This window comes from Prochlorococcus sp. RS04 (genome assembly GCF_001989455.1).
GTDB lineage: Bacteria > Cyanobacteriota > Cyanobacteriia > PCC-6307 > Cyanobiaceae > Prochlorococcus_A.
The window spans coordinates 1,052,828-1,068,796 of sequence record NZ_CP018346.1 but is presented as its reverse complement, the minus strand read 5'-3'; the positions used below and the strand labels follow the sequence as shown (position 1 = coordinate 1,068,796).

Sequence of the window (15,969 nt, the reverse complement as noted above, 5' to 3'; positions counted from 1 at the left end):
TAAAGATTAAGTTTTAGATACAGAATCGATGATGGTATAGTTCATAACTACTCTCCCAACAGTTGTCAGCACAAATCTACTTATTAAATTATTATTAGAGTCAAATCTGTCTCTTCTTAAATTCCAAATTTCTAATTTTGAACCATCTTCTAGCTCTTGAGTTTTTTGTGGGCTACGCATTTCGTCTTCATCTTCAACTTCTCCATTAAATCTAACCCAAACCCATTCATGCAGGCATAGTCTTTTATCTTCAAAGGCAAAAATAACATCTTCTAATGAAGCAAAAGTAGTCTTATTATCTCCAAATTCTGGTTTTTGATAATTCGGTTGCAAAGCCGTCAGATAATAAGATCCTAAAACCATATCTTGTGATGGAGTCACAATTGGTTCTCCAGTAGCGGGAGAAAGAATATTATTACTAGCCAACATAAGCATGCGTGCTTCGGTTTGTGCCTCTAAAGCTAAAGGAACATGAACTGCCATTTGATCTCCATCAAAGTCAGCATTGAATGCAGGACAAACTAAAGGATGAAGTTGTATTGCTCTACCTCCAACTAATTTAGGTTCAAAAGCTTGAATTCCTAAACGATGCAGGGTGGGGGCTCTATTTAAGAGAATTGGATGACCTTCAATAACTTCCTGAAGTACCTGCATAACTTCGTCATCAGCTTTTTGTATTAATTTTTTTGCAGCTTTAATATTATTCACAATGTTTTGTCGTATCAATCTATGGATTACAAAAGGCTGAAAGAGCTCTAAAGCCATTTCTTTTGGGAGACCACACTGATGCATTTTTAATTTAGGACCCACTACTATTACAGATCTTCCTGAATAGTCAACACGTTTTCCAAGAAGATTCTGTCTAAATCTTCCTTGCTTTCCTTCAATTATGTCACTTAGAGACTTAAGAGCTCTATTATTTGCTCCAACAACAGTCCTCCCTCTTCTTCCATTATCTATAAGGGCATCAACTGCCTCCTGAAGCATTCTTTTTTCATTTCTTACTATGATTTCAGGAGCTAAAATTTCTTGAAGCCTAGCTAGTCTATTATTTCTATTTATAACTCTTCTGTATAAATCATTTAAATCTGAAGTTGCAAATCTTCCTCCATCAAGCTGTACCATAGGTCTCAGATCAGGAGGTATTACTGGTATTGCATCTAAAACCATCCATTCTGGTTTTGCGTTAGTTGCAATGAAATTATCAATAACTCTTATTCTTTTTATAAGCTTTGCTCTCTTTTGCCCCTTGCTATTAGTAATTTCTTCTCTAAGCTCCTCAGCAACCTGATTTAAATCAAGGTCCTCAAGTAATTGCTTCAGTGCTTCAGCACCAATTCCAACAAAAGGTTCATTTTCTATAGTTGAATCTTCAGCATAAATTTCATCTTCAATTTCGAGCCACTCATCCTCAGTGAGTAATTGCTTATACTTAAGTTCTTTATGATCACCTGGATCTAAAACGACGTAACAATTAAAATAAACTATTTGTTCTACATCCCTAAGCGGAATATCCAAAAGTATTGCAACGTAACTAGGGATTCCTTTCAAATACCAAACATGGGAAACTGGCGCAGCGAGTTTTATATATCCCATCCTATGTCTTCTGACTCTACTTTCAGTTACTTCAACCCCACATCTCTCACAAACAATGCCGCGATGTCTTACTCTTTTATACTTTCCACAATGGCATTCCCAATCTTTAGATGGCCCAAAAATCTTTTCACAAAATAATCCATCCATTTCAGGTTTAAGTGTCCTGTAATTGATAGTTTCAGGTTTAGTCACTTCACCAACTACTTGTCCATTGGGCAATGTCCTCTGACCCCAATCCATTATTCTCTGTGGAGAAGCTATTGAAATTTTGACGTAATCAAAGTGATTTTCAGTTCTTAAGTTGCTGTTTGTCATTTTTGGCGAATTTAAATTAAAAGGTTTTAATTGAGTATTTAATCTTCCTCATATTCAGAGGTTCCGAGTGATTCGTAAGTCGGCCTTGATGGAGTATTTCTTCTCGGATTGATATCTTGCATTAAATCTACTTCTTTTCCTTCGTCTGTATAAACCCCTATATCCAAGCCTAGAGATTGTAATTCCCTCATAAGAACTTTAAATGACTCAGGAGTACCAGGCCTTGGGATCGGTTTACCCTTTACGATCGCATTAAGCGCCTCATTCCTTCCTTGCATATCATCAGATTTAACTGTTAACAATTCCTGAAGAGTATAAGCAGCTCCATAAGCTTCTAGAGCCCATACTTCCATTTCTCCAAGCCTTTGTCCACCTTGCTGAGCTTTACCGCCCAAGGGTTGCTGTGTAACCAAAGAGTAAGGACCAGTGGATCTTGCATGAATTTTATCATCCACCAAATGAACTAATTTGAGGAAATGAGAGTATCCTACAGCAACTGGCTGATCGAAGGGTTCCCCCGTTCTACCATCTTTAAGTAATAACTTTCCAGGATCTTCAGGATTGTAAACCCATGCTTTACCTGGCTGTTTTGAAGCTTCCTCTAAAAATGCTTGAACAGTTTGATGTGATTTTTCAGCTCCATACATTTCATCAAATGGGACAACTTTAACCCGGCAATTTAAATTGGAGGCTGCCCAGCCCATCAATAATTCAAAAACTTGACCTACATTCATCCTACTTGGAACTCCTAGAGGATTAAGAACTATGTCCACAGGGGTACCATCTGGTAAATAAGGCATATCTTCTCTTGGTAAGATTCTGCTTATAATTCCTTTATTTCCATGTCTCCCAGCCATTTTGTCACCCACTTGAATTTTCCTTCTCTGAGCAACATACACTCTAACAACCATGTTAGCTCCTGGAGGTAATTCATCACCTTGTTCTCTAGTATAAATGCGAACATCCAAAACCCTTCCCTTTTCAGTTTTAGGTACCCTGAGGGAATTATCTCTCACATCTCTAGCCTTTTCACCGAAAATAGCTCTCAACAGTTTTTCTTCAGGTGGTTGATCTGATTCCCCTTTTGGAGTCACTTTTCCTACAAGAATATCTCCACTCTCTACAAAAGCACCAATCCTAATAATTCCCATCTCATCAAGATTATTCAAGCTTTCTTCCGAGATATTAGGAATCTCTCTTGTGATTTCTTCAGGTCCTAGCTTCGTTTGTCTTGCTTCAATTTCATATTTTTCAATATGTACTGAGGTATATAAATCATCAGTTACCATCCTCTCGCTCACAAGTATGGCATCTTCATAGTTGTATCCCTCCCATGGCATGTAAGCAATTAAAACGTTTTGACCAAGAGCTATTTCGCCTCCTTCACATGCGGATCCATCTGCTAAAACCTGCCCAGATATAACTTTGTCTCCAATTTTAACTATAGGTCTTTGGTTGAGGCAGGTATCTTGATTTGATCTTTGATATTTCTGAAGGTAGTGAAAATGTTCATTACCATGCTCATCTTTAACAACAATCTCATTAGCGTCTACATAAGATACAGTTCCATTAACTTTTGTTATGGGAACCATTCCCGAATCTCTAGCAACTTGAGATTCTAAACCTGTACCAACTAAAGGACGTTCTGGCCTTAGCAATGGGACGGCTTGGCGTTGCATATTTGATCCCATAAGAGCTCTGTTAGCATCATCATGTTCCAAGAAAGGAATAAGTGAAGTAGCAACTGAAATTACCTGAACCGGAGAAAGCTGAACGTAATCGACTTGATGAGGAGGGACTTTTTCAAAATCCTGTCTGTATCTTACTGGTATTAGATTTGCAATTATATTGCCGTCCTTGTCAGTCGCTACGTCACCTGGAGCCACCCTACACTCATCTTCTAAATCAGCAGAAAGATAAACCGGATTACCTTCCTTATTAACTTTACCGTTATTAACTTCCCAAAAAGGTGTTTCAATAAAACCGTACTCATTAACTCTAGCGTGGGTAGCCAAAGAATTTATAAGTCCCGCATTAGGACCTTCAGGAGTCTCTATAGGACATAATCTTCCATAATGTGAAGGGTGAATATCTCTTACCGCAAAGCCTGCTCTTTCTCGAGTTAAACCCCCTGGACCTAATGCTGAGATTCTTCTCTTATGTGTTAATTCAGCTAGAGGATTAGTTTGATCCATGAACTGACTTAATTGACTTGAGCCAAAAAATTCTTTTATGGCAGCAACCAAAGGTTTGGGATTGACTAGTTGAGCTGGAGTTAAAGAATCTGTTTCTCCTACAGTCATTCTTTCTTTGATGATTCTCTCTAGACGATTAAGTCCAACACGAACTTGATTTTGAAGAAGTTCTCCTACAGATCTAACCCTTCGATTACCAAGATGGTCAATATCATCCAAACTAGCTCCGCCAATATCCAATTCGAGATTAATTAAATAATCAATAGTAGAAAGAACATCTTCATGGGTAAGTGTTCTCACATCGTTTGGGACGGTAAGTCTCAATTTTTTATTTATTTTATATCTACCAACTCGGCCTAAATCATATCTTTTGGGATCAAAGAATCTACTGTGTAATAGTTGTTGTCCGCCAGAAACGGAGGGTGGTTCACCAGGACGTAGCTTCTTGTATAGCTCAAGTAATGCCTGATCTTCTGAATTAATACCCTCGTCATTAGCTGACTCAATTGATTGTTGATAAAACTCGGGATGCCTAAGTTTATCGACCACATCATTATCTGAAAGACCCATCGCTCTCATAAGAACATGAGCATTAATTTTTCTAGTTTTATCAACTCTCACATAAAGTAAATTATTTTTGTCAGTCTCGAATTTTAACCATGCTCCTCTATTAGGGATAACGCTAGCGTTGTAAGTTCTTCGACCATTTTTATCCAGTTCATCTTTGAAATATACTCCAGGACTTCGAACAATTTGATTAACAATAACTCTTTCGGCACCATTAATAATGAAAGTTCCTCTTTCAGTCATTAATGGTAGTTCGCCAATAAATACCTCTTGTTCTTTAATTTCCCCTGTCTCTTTATTAATTAACCTGCAAGTCACATACATCTGGGATGCAAATGTAGCATCTCTTCTTTTCGCTTCCTCAACATCATGTCTAGGTCTTTTTAACCTGTACTCTTCACCGACAAAATGTAATTCTAATTTACCTGTGTAATCAGAAATGGGGGAAAAATTTTGTAATTCTTCTATTAAACCCTTTTCCAAAAACCATTTAAAGCTTGCTCTTTGTACTTCAACTAAATCTGGTAGATAAGTAGCTGTTTTTGCTACCTGTAAAGCGCTACTGCTCATCCAAGAAAACCCTGCGATTTTGTGAGATTTACTATTTACTTTTAATCTACTTAATAATTAGTTCTTTAACTTTTCACTTAAAATGAGATAAACAATTAAATCTCGATTTCAACAAAAAACAATCTAAAAAATAAGAATTAAATTTTGTTTTATGCTGATAAATAATTAACTGTGTTTGTTAAAGTCAAAAAAATTAAGAAAAATTTCCAGTAATTCCTAATACTAACAGCTGCTACGTCTACTTAACAAGTCAAATTTAAACAAATCTTCAGCATTCTTATATGACTCTCTAGCAATTGTGATTAATTCAGTAGATCTTAAATCTGCCATATAATTGGCAACATTTTCAACAAACGCAGGTTCATTTCTTTTACCCCTATGAGGGACAGGAGCTAAAAATGGTGAGTCAGTTTCAATTAAGTATTTATCATTTGGAACTATTTTGGCACACTCGTGAATTTCATGTGCTTTTGGGAAAGTTACTATACCACTAAAACTTATGTAAAATCCAAGATTCAAGAATTGCTTCATTTCTTTTGGTGTTCCCGTCCAACAATGAAGTACACCATCAGGACATTTCCCTCTTCTAGAGAGATCACTACATATCTCAATCATTTCATTTGCAGCATCTCTGCAATGGATAATTACGGGCAATTGAAGTTCATAAGCTAACTCCATTTGCGGAATAAGTGCTTCAATCTGCTGAATTTTATTTTCATTTTTAAAAAAATCCAAGCCTAATTCCCCAATAGCTACAACTCGTCTATCTTCTAGAGCTGATTTTTTTAAAAGAGATTTTGAACTTTGTTCCCATTTTTTTGCTTCTAACGGATGCAAACCAACTGAGTAGTAAATTTCATGAAATTTATGGGATATTTTTTTCAACTTTGGAATTTCTGTTAATTCACAACAAGCATGAACTAATTTTTTAACACCTCTTGAGCGCAATCTTAAAACAACATCTTCAAGATCTCTCTCAAAATTCTCAAATATTAAATGACAGTGCGAGTCTATGAGTTCTATATCGCTCATAATAGTGATCTGTCGTTATTACTTAGTGGTAAGAGCAGTTTTTACAAAATTGTTGATTTTCGATTTTTTATTAGCTCCGTTGTTCTTGTGAAGAACATTTTTTTTAACTGCTTTGTCAATTAAGCTAAAAGCTTTATTAAGACTTGTTTTCACTAAATTTTTATTATCCTCATTTGGATTTTTCTTGTATTTTTCGCAGTTCTCTAGGGTTTTTTTGGTTAAAGTCCTAACAGTAGATTTATATGACTTATTTATTAAACGATTTCTTTCGGCAATTTGTATTCTCTTTTTTGCTGATTTGTTGTTGGCCACAGAGGGTGCATAAATAGAAGATTTTTATCATAACAAATAAATCGACAACTAATCAATCATATATAATTTAGAAGATATTAAATTGGGTTTTGAGCCTTTCTATCTATTTGAAAAATTAAGCAAATGAAGATCATAAATAAAAAAAAAGAAGCTATTGAAGAATTAAAAAGGATTTCTACTCGAACTAATTCAGAAAACAATAATAAGATAAATAGAATTGTTGAAGAAATTATCCAAGAGGTAAAAATTTCTGGAGATATAGCGGTAGAAAAATATACAAAAAAATTTGATGGCTTCGACCCTGACCCTATGCAAGTGAGTGCGGATCAAATAAAGAATGCATGGGATGAAATCGATAACAATTTAAAGCGCTCACTTGTGGTAGCTCATGAAAGAATTCAAAAATTCCATGAAAAAGAGATTCCTCAATCTTTCACTATAAAAGGTGAATATGGTGATATCGTCCAAAGGAGATGGAGACCAGTTAAGAATGCAGGTATTTATATTCCTGGAGGTAGAGCTGCTTATCCAAGTACAGTATTGATGAATGCTATACCTGCAAAAGTAGCAGGAGTAGAAGAAATTATTATGGTATCTCCTGGGAATAAAGAAGGGGAAATAAACAAAACTGTTTTAGCTGCAGCTTACTTATCAGGGGTCAATAAAGTATTTAGAATTGGAGGAGCTCAAGCAATTGGTGCTTTAGCATTTGGCACAAGTCAAATCAATAAAGTTGATGTTATTTCAGGTCCAGGGAATATATATGTTACAACTGCGAAAAAACTCATTTATGGTTCTACAGGGATTGATTCTCTAGCTGGTCCAAGTGAAATATTAATAATTGCAGATGAAACAGCTCAGAGCACTCATATAGCATCTGATCTATTAGCGCAAGCAGAACATGATCCTTTAGCTTCATCAATACTTTTAACTACATCAAAAAACCAGGCAAAAGAAGTTTTGGAAGAACTTTATAAAAAAATAGATGATCATCCAAGAAAAGAAATTTGCATGCAATCAATAAAAAATTGGGGTTTAATTGTGATTTGCGAGAATTACGAATCATGTGTTGAACTAAGTAATAACTTTGCTCCTGAACACCTAGAAATCCTTACCTTAGATTCAAAAAAAATTCTTGCAAGTATAGAGAATGCAGGAGCGATATTTTTAGGAAAATGGACGCCAGAAGCTGTTGGAGATTATCTTGCGGGACCAAATCATACTTTACCCACTTCAGGAAATTCTAGATTTAGCGGTTCTTTAGGGGTTGAAACTTTTATGAAAAATACTTCAATAATTGAATTTAATGAAGAAAGTTTAAAAGTTCATAGTCTTGATATTATTAATCTTGCTAAAAGTGAAGGATTACATAGCCACTCTAACTCTGTAGAGATAAGATTTGAAGATTAGCTAGTTCTTGAGGGTGAATAAACCACTGGATTGTTGTCTTCAATTTTACCAACTAATACTTTATCTGTAAGATCAACGAATAATCCATTTTCTAATACTCCTGGAATATTGTTAATCTTCATTTCTATGTCTTTTGGATTCTTAATACCGTCTTTAAATAATACATCTAGGATAAGGTTGCCTTGGTCAGTTACAACAGGGCCAGCTTTTTTAGTAGCCATTCTTAAAGAAGAACTGCCATTCATTTCTGAAATGACTTCCTGAACTTGCTTCCAAGCATTTGGAAGAACTTCTACAGGTAAAGGGAAAGATTGATTTAGATTTTGTACGAGTTTAGTTTCATCAACAACAATCAACAACTGATTAGCTTTAGATGCCACTAATTTTTCTCTAACATGGCATGCTCCTCCTCCTTTTATTAATTGAAATCCTGGATCAACTTCATCTGCTCCATCAATAGCTAGATCAATTTGAGACACAGAAGCTAGATCGATAAGTGGGATATCCAGTTCAAGCGCTAAAACTTCTGATTGAAAAGAAGTTGCAACACCTCTTATATTTTGGAGTTTCCCAGAACGCATTTCATCCGCAAGGCTTTTTATCATTAACGCAGCTGTAGATCCGGAACCTAATCCAAGAATCATGTCACTCTTTACTTCCTTTATTGCTGCATCAGCAACTACTTTTTTCATTTGAGTTTGTGAATCCAAAATCTTTTTCTCTAATTGTTATAGATTATTAAATTTCAATGGGTGCTTTATGTCAAACCTGGCAGAGGTTCTGGTTTGATATTTATCTGTATCTCTTTATTATTTCTCAAAATGTTTAAAAGAAATTCTTTTCCTATCTGAGCTTTTTCTACTTCATCTAGTAGAGTTTTAGGCTCTTTAATAGATATATTTTCGGCTGCTATTACTAAATCCCCTCTTCTTAAACCAGCCTTTTCAGCGGGGCTATTAGGTATTACTGATTGGATTAAAGCTCCATTTCTTTCAGGTAATTGAACTAACGAATTGGGATCTCGATTATGTTCTTTAGCAATTCTAGGATTTAAAGAAATTAATTGAACCCCTAAATATGGATGAATAACTTCCCCATTTTTAAGTAGCTGTTCAGAAACACTTTTAGCTAGATTGATGGGAATCGCAAAACCTAAACCAGCTCCAGGGCCACTTCTCACTAATGTATTTATTCCAATTACCTCACCATTAGAATTTATGAGTGGCCCCCCAGAATTGCCTGGATTTATTGCCGCATCAGTCTGAATAAGATCCAGCCTTTTATCTGAAAATCCTAAACTATTAATATCTCTATGCAGGCTGCTTACAATCCCTAAGGTAACTGTTTTTTCAAGACCATAGGGAGTACCAAGTGCTATTGCCCAGTCTCCAACTTCAAGATCTTCAGAATTTCCAAGTGGAGCAAACCCAGAATAAGCATCTTCATCAATTTTTACCAAAGCAAGATCAGTTACTGTATCTGTGCCCAAAACTTCACCATCACAAATAGATCCATCTGCCAAAGTAACTGAAACATTATCGACTCTTTCTACGACATGAGCGTTTGTTAGAACCAAACCATTCTCATTAATGATAACCCCAGAGCCCTGCCCTCTCTCCCTTTCAGGAGAAATACCTTGCTCGCCAAGTAAATCCCTTAACAAAGGGTCAAGTAAAGTAGGATCAAATTGTTGCCTCTCTACCAAGCGCTCAGTGTCAATTTTGACAACTGCAGGGCCAATATCTTTAACTGCGGATGACACGAAATTATGACTTTCAAAGGAAGTTAAAGCTAAAACTTCAGCATCTTGAAAGAAATTGAGTATGCAAAAACAAAAAATAATGAATATTTGGATTAAATTAATAAATTTAATCTTGAGATACTTCATTTCATTAATGGTTTTTTGAGTTAATTTAATAAATCTAATTGAAGAAAGAGATTATTGTTGTTTTTTTGTTTACATCCATAAAATGCAAATTTTTAAATTTTTCTATAGAAAAAACTTCTTAATGTGTGAAAATAAATTCTAAATAAATTAAAAAAATAAATTTGAATAAAGAAAACAAAAGTAAACTAGAAGCTTTATTAGAAAAAGTTGCTAATGAGCGGGATTTAGAAATCTGCGGTTTAAATATACGAACTAATCAAAATCCAATTGTTATTGAAATAACTATAAGAAAAACTGATGGGGATGACATTTCCCTAGATGATTGTGCGGCATTTAATACCCCAGCATCTGACGAAATAGAAAAATCAAATCTTTTAAATTGTTCATATGTCTTAGAAATTAGTAGTCAAGGGGTCAGTGATGAACTAACCTCAGAAAGAGACTTCAAAACTTTTAAAGGTTTTCCAGTTAATGTTGAGTTAAACCAAAAGAATTCAAAAATAAAATTTCTGAATGGTTTACTTTATGAAAAGTCTAAAGATTATTTAGCCATTAACATAAAAGGTAAGATTAAAAAAATCCCTTTTGATGAAGTACTAAAAATTAGTCTTTGTACATTAAAAGATTAATTATTTTCAACCATTATTCAAATCCCCATCATAGATGGCATTAGTTATTCTCCCAGGTTTAAACAATCTCATTGAAGACATTAGTGAGGAAAAAAAGTTACCTCCTAATATCGTTGAATTAGCCTTACGCGAAGCTTTATTAAAAGGATACGAAAAATATAGAAAAACTTTTTACATTGGAGTTAATCAAGATCCATTTGATGAAGAGTATTTCAGTAATTTTGATGTTGGACTAGATCTAGATGAAGAAGGTTATAGGATATTATCGAGTAAAATAATAGTTGAAGAAGTTGAGAGCGAAGATCATCAAATATCTCTTGTAGAAGTTAAACAAGTAGCTGAAGATGCGCAAATAGGCGACACAGTTGTTTTAGACGTTACTCCAGAAAAAGAAGATTTTGGGCGAATGGCTGCTTCAACAACAAAGCAAGTTTTAGCTCAAAAATTAAGAGATCAACAACGAAGAATGATCCAAGAAGAATTTGCGGATTTGGAAGATCCTGTTTTAACTGCAAGAGTTATAAGATTTGAAAGACAATCAGTAATTATGGGAGTAAGTTCGGGTATTGGTAGACCTGAAGTAGAGGCCGAACTTCCCAAGAGAGATCAATTACCAAATGATAATTATAGAGCAAATGCAACTTTCAAAGTATTTTTGAAAGAAGTTAGCGAAATTGCAAGAAAAGGGCCGCAACTTTTTGTAAGTAGAGCAAATGCTGGTTTAGTGGTTTATTTATTTGAAAATGAAGTCCCTGAAATTCAAGAAGGCACAGTGAAAATTGTTGCTGTTTCAAGAGAAGCCAACCCTCCTTCAAGAGCTGTTGGGCCAAGAACAAAAGTAGCTGTAGATAGTGTCGAAGAAGAAGTGGACCCTGTAGGTGCCTGTATTGGAGCTAGAGGAGCAAGGATTCAACAAGTAGTAAATGAATTAAGAGGAGAAAAAATTGATGTTATTAAATGGTCATCTAATCCAATACAGTATATTTTAAACTCTTTAAGTCCTGCGAAAGTCGATCAAGTAAGACTTGTAGACCCAGCAGGGCAACATGCGCACGTACTAGTTCCACCTGATCAATTAAGTCTCGCAATTGGTAGAGAAGGTCAAAATGTAAGACTTGCCGCAAGATTAACTGGTTGGAAGATTGACGTTAAAAACTCACATGAATACGATCAGGAAGCAGAAGATGCTGCAGTCTCTGAATTAATCATTCAAAGAGAAGAAGAAGAGAATCTCCAGAGAGATGCTGAAATTAGATTAGAAGCAGAACAAGCTGAGCGTGCGGCAGAAGATGCAAGATTAAGAGAGCTTTATCCCCTTCCCGAAGATGAAGAAGAATATGGAGAGGAACAATACGAAGGAGAAGAATTCACAGATAATGATCCATTAGAGACTGTTCAAGATACTGAGATATCTGCCAAAGAGGAGAAAAAACGGTGACACAACAAATCCCTGTTTTGCGTGTATGCATTTCATGTAGAAAAACATATGACCGGAAAGATCTTTTAAAAATTACTAAAGATTATAAGCAAGGCATCACACTTCAAAAGGGAATGGGGAGATCAGCTTACATTTGCAAGTCAAAAAAATGCTACTCAGATTCCAAGATCAAAAAAAAGCTTCAAAAAGCTTTAAAAACATTTTTAAAGCCTGAATTTATTGAAATTTTTGAAAAAGAAATTACAAGCTACAATAACTATCCCCATTAAGGGAATATAATTAAATTAAATCCTCTTCAATTCCAAAAGAGTACAAATCAGATTAAATGACTATCAGCGATAAAATCAGAATTTATGAACTTTCCAGAGACTTAAATCTGGAAAATAAAGATATATTGGATGCCGCTCAAAAACTTTCAATTTCAGTAAAAAGCCACAGCAGTTCAATTAGTGCAGAGGAAGCAAAAAAAATAAAAAATCTTATTAATAAAAAAAATTCAGATAAAAAAATTCTTTCTATTAAGAAACCTTCGATTAAAAAAGAAAATTATAAACAAAATAAAGAAAATGAATCTTCAGTTATCGCTTCTATGAAAGGGAAACCTCTTGAAGACAATTCAAAAAAAAAGCCATTATTGATTAAACCTCTTAATAAACCTGAGAGTCAAAAAATAATTTCAAATAAACCTACAATTCTCAATAAACCCACAAATACCAACAGTTCACAATCTCGAGCAAATCTTACAAATAAAAATATAAATAGTAAACCTTCACAGAAGGTAAACCAAGATAAAAAAACTTTTGCAAATAACACAACCCCACCTATCAAAAGTCCGGCAAAACCACCTATTCAACTAATTGCAAAGCCTAAAAACATAAATAATAATGTTAAATCCAACGAATCTTCCCAGAACATCTCAAGTTCAGGGGATAAAAGACGACTATCAAATAAACCTGATCAAAATACGAACAAACCTACAACAAAAATTTTTAATAATGGAATGAAAACCCCTGAGCTCGTAGGAGCTCCAATTAGAAGAGAAGATCCAAAAATAAATTCTAATAAGCAAAATAACAATAAGCAAAACATTGCTTTTAAACAAACTGTCTCAAACAGACCTAGTTCTCCTAATAGACCTGGCATGCCCAATAGGCCTGGTTTAAGAAACAAACCTTCAGATCAAGACAGACCTGGCTCATTTTATAGGCAAGGCAATCCCAATAGAACTGGTTCTCCCAATAGACCTGGCATGCCCAATAGGCCTGGTTTAAGAAACAAACCTTCAGATCAAGGCAGACCTGGCTCATTTAATAGGCAAGGCGATCCCAATAGAGCTGGTTCTCCCAACAGACCTGGCATGCCCAATAATAGGCCTGGTTCTAAATTCAATGGCCAAAATTCTTCTAGGATAAGGAAGCCAGTATCACCTAACGAACTTTTACAACTTCAAAAAAATAGTAACTCTGAGAAAGACAATCTAGGTAAAAAGAATAACTCAAAACAAAATATCGATGCACCTAAGCAAAAGGCGAAAGCGCCTAATAATCGTCCAAATGCTACTCCAAGTTCCAAAAAACCTCCTCATAGAGCATTTTCAAATAGTTCAAAGAAACCTGGAAAGACAGACTGGGATGATAGCGCAAAACTTGAAGCATTAAGAAGTAAAAATCCTCAAAAACAAAGGCAGAAAGTTCATATTATTGGTGAAAATGATGATTCATTAACATCTGAAACCAGTGGATATTCAGGCGAGAAAATTTCAATTTTATCAGCAAGTCTGGCGCGTCCTAAGAAAGAAAAGTCTGAAGAAACTAAATCTCAAAAATCTATCAAACAATTTAAGAAGAAGAAAAAAGAGACCACAAGACAAAGGCAGAAAAGGAGAGCAATGGAATTAAAGGCTGCCAAAGAGGCCAAACAAGTAAGACCTGAAATGATAATAGTTCCCGAAGATAATTTAACTGTTCAAGAATTAGCTGATAAATTAAGCCTTGAAAGTTCTGAAATAATCAAATCTCTTTTTTTTAAAGGGATAACTGCAACTGTTACTCAATCACTCGACTTAGCAACTATTGAAACAGTAGCAGAAGAATTTGGAGTACCTGTTTTGCAAGATGACATCCAAGAAGCTGCTGAGAAAACTGTTGATATGATTGAATCTGAAGATATTGATAATCTAATAAGAAGACCACCCGTTATTACAGTCATGGGTCATGTAGACCATGGCAAAACAAGTCTTTTAGATTCCATCAGAGAATCAAGAGTAGCTTCGGGGGAAGCAGGGGGCATCACTCAGCACATAGGTGCTTATCAAGTTGAATTTGAACATGAATCTCAAAAGAAAAAATTAACTTTTCTTGATACCCCAGGTCATGAAGCCTTCACTGCAATGAGAGCAAGGGGCACAAAGGTTACAGACGTAGCTGTTCTTGTGGTTGCTGCAGATGATGGTTGCAGGCCTCAAACACTAGAAGCTATCAGTCATGCAAGAGCAGCAAAAGTACCAATAGTTGTTGCAATAAATAAAATTGACAAAGAAGGGGCATCTCCTGACAGAGTGAAGCAGGAACTATCAGAAAAAGATTTAATTGCTGAAGATTGGGGAGGAGATACAGTGATGGTTCCAGTAAGTGCTATCAAAAAACAAAACATTGATAAATTACTCGAAATGATTTTATTAGTTTCAGAGGTAGAAGATCTACAAGCTAACCCTGATAGATTTGCAAAAGGTACTGTTATTGAAGCACACCTAGACAAAGCAAAAGGCCCTGTAGCTACTTTGTTAGTACAAAATGGAACTTTGAAGTCAGGAGATGTTTTAGCTGCTGGTTCAGTTCTTGGAAAAATTAGAGCAATGGTTGATGAACATGGTAATAGAATCAAAGAAGCAGGGCCATCATTCCCAGTTGAAGCACTAGGATTCAGTGAAGTACCCACTGCAGGAGATGAATTCGAAGTCTACCCTGATGAGAAAACTGGTCGAGCCATTGTTGGAGAAAGGGCAACAGATGCTAGAGCAACAAAATTAGCTCAGCAAATGGCCTCTAGAAGAGTCAGCTTATCATCCTTATCAACACAAGCAAATGATGGAGAATTAAAGGAGTTAAACTTAATTCTTAAGGCTGATGTTCAAGGTAGTGTTGAAGCGATATTAGGATCACTAGAACAATTACCAAAAAATGAAGTTCAAGTCAGAGTCCTACTTTCTGCTCCCGGAGAAATAACTGAGACGGATATCGATCTCGCTGCTGCATCTGGTTCAGTAATCATTGGATTTAATACCTCATTGGCTTCTGGCGCGAAGAGAGCAGCTGATGCTAATGACGTTGACATAAGAGAATATGAGGTAATTTACAAACTCCTTGAAGATATTCAGTTGGCCATGGAAGGGCTACTTGAACCCGATCTTGTTGAAGAATCATTAGGGCAAGCTGAAGTTAGGGCAACTTTCGCAGTCGGTAAAGGAGCTATTGCAGGATGTTATATCCAAAGTGGCAAATTACAAAGGAATTGTTATTTGAGAGTTATTAGATCAGAGAAAGTAATATTTGAGGGTAATTTAGACTCTCTAAAAAGAGCTAAAGATGATGTGAAAGAAGTAAATACAGGATTTGAATGTGGAGTTGGCTGCGATAAATTCTCTTCATGGATTGAAGGAGATGTAATCGAAGCATTCAAATTTGTCACCAAAAAGAGGACTTTATCTCAATAATTAAACATCTAGCTTATTAATCTTTATTTCTGTCAAGGATTAATAAAGTAGGAAATATTAAACAAGCACCCAACTGTATGAGAAGGTTATTTTGCTGTAATTCAGTCCCGCTTGCAATTCTGGAAAGCATTATTAGAAGTCCCAAAAATGCAGAACCGCTAAAAGCAATCCACAATATTCTTCTCAATCCCTTGAAAGGTGCTTGGGATTCCTTTAATAATTTCTTTTTCAATTCAGGATCTATTTTTGACATAAATTCTTTCAATTATAAAATTAAGTCTATATGAAAAATTCAATATTTAATT

12 protein-coding genes are annotated in these 15,969 nt (G+C 35.3%); 5 read left to right on the top strand and 7 right to left on the bottom strand.

The window, feature by feature from the left end; all coding sequences use genetic code 11:
• Positions 1 to 6: 6 nt before the first annotated feature.
• From BS621_RS05925 to rpsT, 4 genes are all read right to left on the bottom strand, one after another.
• Positions 7 to 1,911 (bottom strand): DNA-directed RNA polymerase subunit gamma, encoded by a 1,905-nt coding sequence (locus tag BS621_RS05925; protein WP_025937604.1) that lies wholly within the window; start codon positions 1,909 to 1,911, stop codon positions 7 to 9.
• Positions 1,912 to 1,949: 38 nt separating this feature from the next.
• Positions 1,950 to 5,243 (bottom strand): DNA-directed RNA polymerase subunit beta, encoded by a 3,294-nt coding sequence (gene rpoB / locus BS621_RS05920; RefSeq protein ID WP_025937605.1) that lies wholly within the window; start codon positions 5,241 to 5,243, stop codon positions 1,950 to 1,952.
• Between the two features lie 222 nt (positions 5,244 to 5,465).
• Entirely contained in the window at positions 5,466 to 6,275 is an 810-nt protein-coding gene (locus tag BS621_RS05915; RefSeq protein ID WP_077142156.1) for a TatD family hydrolase, read from the bottom strand.
• An 18-nt stretch (positions 6,276 to 6,293) separates the two neighbouring features.
• Positions 6,294 to 6,587, bottom strand: a complete 294-nt coding sequence (rpsT, locus tag BS621_RS05910) for a 30S ribosomal protein S20 (RefSeq protein ID WP_077142155.1) — start codon at positions 6,585 to 6,587, stop codon at positions 6,294 to 6,296.
• 123 nt (positions 6,588 to 6,710) lie between these two features.
• Here rpsT and hisD point away from each other — a divergent pair, with 123 nt between their 5' ends.
• The gene (gene hisD, locus BS621_RS05905; protein ID WP_077142154.1) at positions 6,711 to 7,997 is read left to right on the top strand and encodes a histidinol dehydrogenase; all 1,287 of its coding nucleotides are present in this window, start codon (positions 6,711 to 6,713) and stop codon (positions 7,995 to 7,997) included.
• Here hisD and rpiA read toward each other — a convergent pair.
• Positions 7,994 to 8,707: a ribose-5-phosphate isomerase RpiA gene (gene rpiA / locus BS621_RS05900; RefSeq protein WP_335681503.1), complete on the bottom strand. Its 714-nt coding sequence runs from the start codon at positions 8,705 to 8,707 to the stop codon at positions 7,994 to 7,996. The two genes, hisD and rpiA, sit on opposite strands and share 4 nt — an antisense overlap.
• A gap of 47 nt (positions 8,708 to 8,754) precedes the next feature.
• Positions 8,755 to 9,885, bottom strand: a complete 1,131-nt coding sequence (locus BS621_RS05895; RefSeq protein WP_077142153.1) for a trypsin-like peptidase domain-containing protein — start codon at positions 9,883 to 9,885, stop codon at positions 8,755 to 8,757.
• A 161-nt stretch (positions 9,886 to 10,046) separates the two neighbouring features.
• Between BS621_RS05895 and rimP the strand changes: the two genes are divergently transcribed.
• The 4 genes from rimP to infB are packed head-to-tail and all read left to right on the top strand — an operon-like array spanning position 10,047 to position 15,664.
• Complete coding sequence (gene rimP / locus BS621_RS05890; RefSeq protein ID WP_077142152.1) at positions 10,047 to 10,514, top strand: ribosome maturation factor RimP; 468 nt, start codon at positions 10,047 to 10,049, stop codon at positions 10,512 to 10,514.
• A 34-nt stretch (positions 10,515 to 10,548) separates the two neighbouring features.
• Complete coding sequence (gene nusA, locus BS621_RS05885) at positions 10,549 to 11,952, top strand: transcription termination factor NusA (RefSeq protein WP_077142151.1); 1,404 nt, start codon at positions 10,549 to 10,551, stop codon at positions 11,950 to 11,952.
• The gene (locus BS621_RS05880) at positions 11,949 to 12,221 is read left to right on the top strand and encodes a YlxR family protein (RefSeq protein ID WP_083703282.1); all 273 of its coding nucleotides are present in this window, start codon (positions 11,949 to 11,951) and stop codon (positions 12,219 to 12,221) included. Before nusA ends, BS621_RS05880 begins: the two co-directional genes overlap by 4 nt.
• Positions 12,222 to 12,277: 56 nt before the next feature.
• The gene (infB, locus tag BS621_RS05875) at positions 12,278 to 15,664 is read left to right on the top strand and encodes a translation initiation factor IF-2 (RefSeq protein WP_077142150.1); all 3,387 of its coding nucleotides are present in this window, start codon (positions 12,278 to 12,280) and stop codon (positions 15,662 to 15,664) included.
• Positions 15,665 to 15,680: 16 nt separating this feature from the next.
• On the opposite strand, the gene BS621_RS05870 is transcribed toward infB, so the two are convergent.
• Positions 15,681 to 15,917 carry a DUF3493 domain-containing protein gene (locus tag BS621_RS05870; RefSeq protein ID WP_077142149.1) on the bottom strand — a complete coding sequence of 79 codons (237 nt, stop codon included), beginning with the start codon at positions 15,915 to 15,917 and terminating at the stop codon, positions 15,681 to 15,683.
• Positions 15,918 to 15,969: the final 52 nt, after the last annotated feature.